Origin of the sequence: Saccharomonospora iraqiensis subsp. iraqiensis (assembly GCF_000430445.1) — a bacterium.
Classification (GTDB): Bacteria; Actinomycetota; Actinomycetes; order Mycobacteriales; family Pseudonocardiaceae; genus Saccharomonospora; species Saccharomonospora iraqiensis.
In genome coordinates this window covers 13,472-18,135 of record NZ_KE387042.1, presented here as the reverse complement: position 1 = coordinate 18,135, position 4,664 = coordinate 13,472, and the positions used below count along the sequence as shown (strand labels likewise).

Annotated in this window: 6 protein-coding genes; 2 read left to right on the top strand and 4 right to left on the bottom strand. The window is 72.6% G+C overall.

Translation table 11 applies throughout. The features are described 5' to 3' along the window. On the top strand, positions 1-844 hold an 844-nt coding region (locus ACTIR_RS21415; protein WP_034238120.1), incomplete at its 5' end, for a 2-hydroxyacid dehydrogenase. A gap of 42 nt (positions 845-886) precedes the next feature. Here ACTIR_RS21415 and ACTIR_RS0103280 read toward each other — a convergent pair. The 4 genes from ACTIR_RS0103280 to ACTIR_RS0103265 all read right to left on the bottom strand — a co-directional run bounded on the left by ACTIR_RS0103280 (position 887) and on the right by ACTIR_RS0103265 (position 3,780). Continuing rightward, positions 887-2,071 (bottom strand): zinc-dependent alcohol dehydrogenase, encoded by a 1,185-nt coding sequence (locus ACTIR_RS0103280; protein ID WP_026453211.1) that lies wholly within the window; start codon positions 2,069-2,071, stop codon positions 887-889. Positions 2,072-2,245: 174 nt separating this feature from the next. Then, positions 2,246-2,560 carry a HesB/IscA family protein gene (locus tag ACTIR_RS0103275; protein WP_007026356.1) on the bottom strand — a complete coding sequence of 105 codons (315 nt, stop codon included), beginning with the start codon at positions 2,558-2,560 and terminating at the stop codon, positions 2,246-2,248. Positions 2,561-2,806: 246 nt separating this feature from the next. Further along, positions 2,807-3,301, bottom strand: coding sequence for a hypothetical protein (locus ACTIR_RS0103270; RefSeq protein WP_026453210.1), 495 nt, complete (start codon positions 3,299-3,301; stop codon positions 2,807-2,809). Continuing rightward, on the bottom strand, positions 3,298-3,780 hold the full coding sequence (locus ACTIR_RS0103265; protein ID WP_007026354.1) for a hypothetical protein: 483 nt from the start codon (positions 3,778-3,780) through the stop codon (positions 3,298-3,300). Before ACTIR_RS0103265 ends, ACTIR_RS0103270 begins: the two co-directional genes overlap by 4 nt. Positions 3,781-4,193: 413 nt before the next feature. Here ACTIR_RS0103265 and ACTIR_RS0103260 point away from each other — a divergent pair, with 413 nt between their 5' ends. Next, positions 4,194-4,616: an anti-sigma factor antagonist gene (locus ACTIR_RS0103260; protein WP_026453209.1), complete on the top strand. Its 423-nt coding sequence runs from the start codon at positions 4,194-4,196 to the stop codon at positions 4,614-4,616. Positions 4,617-4,664: the final 48 nt, after the last annotated feature.

The following is a 4,664-nucleotide window of genomic DNA, read 5'->3' as shown; positions in this document are numbered from 1 at the left end:
CGTCGCGGGCGCCGACGCCGCCGTGGTGACGCTGAAGGAGCGGGTCGACGCCGCCTTCGCGGACGCCGCCGGGCCGGGACTGCGGGCGGTGGCCACCGTCGCGGTCGGCTACGACAACATCGACGTCCCCGCGCTCACCGCCCGTGGCGTGGTCGTGGCGCACACCCCGGGCGTGCTCACCGACGCCACAGCCGAGATCACCCTGGGCCTGTTGCTGTCGGTCACCCGCAGGCTCGGCGAGGGCGAGCGGCTGCTGCGGTCGGGCACCCCGTGGTCGTTCGAGCTGGACTTCATGCTCGGCACCGGGTTGACGGGCAGAACCCTCGGCATCGTCGGCCTCGGTCAGATCGGCCGCGCGGTCGCCCGGCGGGCCCGCGCGTTCGGGATGCGGATCGTCTACACCGGACGGCGGCGCGCCCCCACCGGCACCGAGGAGGAACTGGCGGCCACGTACCTGCCACTGCCCGAGCTGCTGGCGCGGGCCGACGTCGTGTCCCTGCACTGCCCGCTCACCGCGGACACGCACCACCTGATCGACGCCGACGCGCTCGCGGCGATGAAGCCGACCGCGTTCCTGCTGAACACCGCGCGCGGTCCGGTGGTGGACGAGGCCGCACTCGCCGATGCGCTGGACGCCGGGACGATCGCCGGGGCCGGGCTGGACGTCTTCGAGCGCGAACCCGAGGTCCACCCCGGACTGCTGGGGCGCGACGACGTCGCGCTCGCCCCGCACCTGGGCTCGGCCACCGTCGAGACCCGCACCGCCATGGCCACCCTCGCCGCGCGCAACGTCGTGGCGGTGCTGCGGGGCGAGGACCCACCGACGCCGGTCCCCACGGACTGAGCCGTCCGGACCGTCCACGACCGACTCCGGCCGCGGGTGGGCTCAGGGCTTGAGCACGATCTTGATCGCCCCGTCCCGCTTCTTCTGGAAGATGTCGTAGGCGTGCGGCGCCTCGGACAACGGGAGCTGGTGGGTGGCGAGGTCCTCCACGCCGAGCGGATCGCCGTCCCCGGTGAGCAACGGCATGATCTCGTCGACCCACGCGCGGACGTTGGCCTGCCCCATCCGCACCTGCACCTGCTTGTCGAACAGGGTGAGCATCGGCATCGGGTCGACCATGCCTCCGTACACACCGGACAGTGAGATCGTGCCGCCGCGCCGGACGGCGTCGATCGCGAGGTACAGCGCCGAGAGCCGGTCCACGGCGGCCTTCTCGGTCACCTTGGCCGAGACGGGGCCGGGCAGCAGCGTCGCCAGCTGCTGGGCCATTCCCGTCACGGGCGCTCCGTGGGCCTCCATGCCGACCGCGTCGATCACCGAGTCGGTGCCCCGGCCGTCCGTGCGGTCCCGGATCCGGTCGGCCACGTGTTTGTGCTGACGCAGGTCGAGGGTGTCCACCCCGTACCGCTTCGCCATCGCCAGCCGCTCGTCGACGAGGTCCACGCCGATCACCGTCCGCGCGCCGCGGTGCCGGGCGATCCGCGCGCACATCTGGCCGATCGGACCGAGGCCGAGTACGGTGACCGAGCCACCCGCCGGGATCCCGGCGTACTCGACGGCCTGCCACGCCGTGGGCACGACGTCGGACAGGTACAGGAAGCGCTCGTCGGGCGGACCGTCCGGGACCGTGATCGGTCCGAACTGGGCCTGCGGGACCCGCAGCCGTTCGGCCTGCCCCCCGGGGACCTGGCCGTAGAGCTTGGTGTAGCCGAACAGCGCCCCGCCCTTGCCGTGCTCGCGCACCTGCGTCGTCTCGCACTGCGAGTACAGCCGCTGGTCGCAGTAGAAGCAGTGCCCGCAGGAGATGTTGAACGGCACCACGACACGGTCGCCGACGGCCAGCCCGTCGACGGCGCTGCCGACCTCCTCGACGATCCCCATCGGCTCGTGCCCGAGCACGTCGCCGGGGTCGAGGAACGCCCCCAGCACCTCGTAGAGATGCAGATCCGACCCGCAGACACCGGTGGAGGTCACCCGGATCACCGCGTCGGTCGGTTCGACGATCCGCGGGTCGGCGACCTCGGACACCTGCACGTTGCGTTTGCCCTGCCAGGTCACGGCCTTCATCGGCGTCTCCCCTCGCACGGCGATCGGACGTGGGTGCACGCGCCGACCGGACCGTTCACACCGCCGAGGCCCCGCCCGGGGTCGGTCCGCGGGCCGGTGCCGGGCCATCGGTGGTCGCCTTCGGACGAGGACGTACCACCGATGGCCGACGACCAAACCGTCGTCGGGCCGGTGTCAGCCCTGCGACTCCTCGGCCTCCTCCGCCTGCTGCATCACGGCGAAGTTCAGCTGTCCCTGATCGTCCTGCTGGATGTCGAGGACCTTGTCGTCGAGGAACATGGCCGCCTGGGGCTCCAGGAACACGCGTGCGCCGCCCTCGGTGCCGAGCACCTGGTCGCCGTCCTCGGGCGCCGTGGCGATCGACAGCGCCAGCTGGGCACCCTCGTCGGTCTCCTCGCGCACCGCGAACCGCAGGCCGGCCGCGTCTTGCCCGTCCTGGGAGGTCAGTGCGCCGATCGCCTCGGCGGCAGCGTCAGTCATGGCCAGCATGTCGGCATTTCCCTTCGGTCGCGTGTGGCTGCCAACCCCCACCGTAGGCGTGCCCGGTCCGAAACGCCGTTCCACCGCCCCGGAACAACGTGTCGATCATGGACCGGTACCGTGCCCGGTCCGGCCGCGAGCGTCCACAGCGGCCCGTCCGTTCCACGGCTCCCGCATCCCCTGCGCACGGGCTCGTGCGCCGGACGGCCGCCTCCGGCGCACGGCCGTGGCACGCACCGGGGGACGCGGCGTCCGTCACGCGGCGCCCTCGTCGAGCATGCTCGCCCAGAGCAGCACGTGCCAGACGGCGTCGAGCCGCGCCAGCGGCTCCGGGTCCGCCCCGATGAGCCCGAGGTGGAACCGCACATCCCCGGGGTCGTCGTTCAGTTCGGCCAGCACCGCGCGCAGAACCGCGCGCACCGCCGGATCGAGGTCGTCGATGTCGAACGGCTCGTCCTCGTCGTCGACGAGCTCGGCGGTGAAGGTTCCGCCCCCGGCCGACCCGCCGGCCGTGCCGTCGACACCGACCGTGCCGTCGACACCGGGCGCGTCGTCCCCGTCCTCGGCCCGCTCACGGAGGTCGTGGGCCACCATGGACACCAGTTCACCCAGAAGGGGACACAACAGGTGCCGCCGGGGCGCGTCCGGCGCCACCACCGACGCCAGCAGCGTGGCCAGTCCCTCCGCGTCGTCCCCACGCAGGTCGGTCAACATCCGTTCGGTGAGGCCCCGCACATCGGCCGAACTCACGTCTGCTCCCCCTCCGGTTCCTCCACGCCCTCCGGGGTCCGGACGGCGTCGGCGACGGACCCGCCCGCGCGGTCGGCGTTCTGCCCGCGCCGGACGGCCGGGGTGTCCGGTGCGGACACCTCACCGCTCGGATCGACCGGACGCGGTTCCTCGGTGACCGGGTCCACCGTGTCGTTCACTTCCCCGGGCGGATGCTCCCCGATCGGGCGATCCGGTACCCGTGGTTCGGCGAAATCGGGTTGCTCCTCACTCACCCGCTCGTCCAGCGTCTCGCCCTGGTGCTGTTCGAACGGCGTCATGCCCTTTCTCGTGGCCTCGCTGTAGTGCTCCGGAGGCTCCACCCCCTCCTCGAGCGGATCCAGCCGGAGCCGGTCCTCGTCGAGGTCCTCCGCACTGCTGAGCGACGCGGGGTCGCTCTCGACACTGTCGGGCATACCGGTGTCCTGCGGTGGTGTCACGGGCTCCTCGCCGTCACTCATCGGCCCCTGCTCCCTTCGGCTCCACCCTCCGGGGCGTCGTGCGTTAGCGCTGTACCCGCGGGGGCCCCGGGACAAACGACCGTGGGACCCGGCACCCGGCCGTACCGGGCGGCGCCCACGACCTCCCCGGCGGGTGGTTCCGCCGTGTGATCCGGTGTGACCCGTCCCGGGGAAGGTTGCGAATCGGCCACGAAGCTTTCTACCGTGGAACCCGAGCGGTTGAGCCCACAGCCGTGTCGAGGCAGGTCCCTCGCGATCCGTGCGGAGCACGACACGCGTACGCAGCCCGGGAGACGTGCGCGGTCCACGATGCGTACGCGGTCCGGGATGTGTGCGTCGGTCGCCTTCGCACAGCAGCGGATCGGGGTCGCACCTGCCCGTGCCCTATCCGAACGCTACGGAGGGACAACACAGTGCGTAGCACCGATCCGAACACCCTGCCCCCGCAGTCGTCCTCCGACGGGCAGCCGCGGCAGCTCGACAGCCACGGCATGCGCATCGACGCCGAACGACGGTCGGGCAGCGCGGTGCTGGCGCGGGTCTCCGGCGAGGTCGACCTGCTGTCGGCCCCGGAACTGCGGCAGTGGGTCCAGGACAACGTCGGCCACGACGACGGGCTCGTGCTGGAGCTCGACGGCATCGGCTTCCTCGGCTCCGCGGGCCTGTCCGTACTGGCCGAACTGTCCGAGCGGGCCGCCCACAACGAACTGACCTGGGCGATCGTCGCCACGAAGCGCGTGGTGCTGCGGCCGCTGGAGGCGACCGGGCTGTTGTCCCAGATGCCGGTCCACCAGACCGCGGACGAGGCGGTCGCCGCGGTCACCGGCGCGGAGTGACCGTGCGCCCGGCCACGGTGGCCGACGTCGCACCCGTGGCCGGGGCCG

Excerpts from the sequence above, each read along its gene's own strand:
- ACTIR_RS0103280 (WP_026453211.1), bottom strand. The coding sequence starts at position 2,071 with ATGAAGGCCGTGACCTGGCAGGGCAAACGCAACGTGCAGGTGTCCGAG.
- ACTIR_RS0103275 (WP_007026356.1), bottom strand. The coding sequence starts at position 2,560 with ATGCTGGCCATGACTGACGCTGCCGCCGAGGCGATCGGCGCACTGACC.
- ACTIR_RS0103265 (WP_007026354.1), bottom strand. The coding sequence starts at position 3,780 with ATGAGTGACGGCGAGGAGCCCGTGACACCACCGCAGGACACCGGTATG.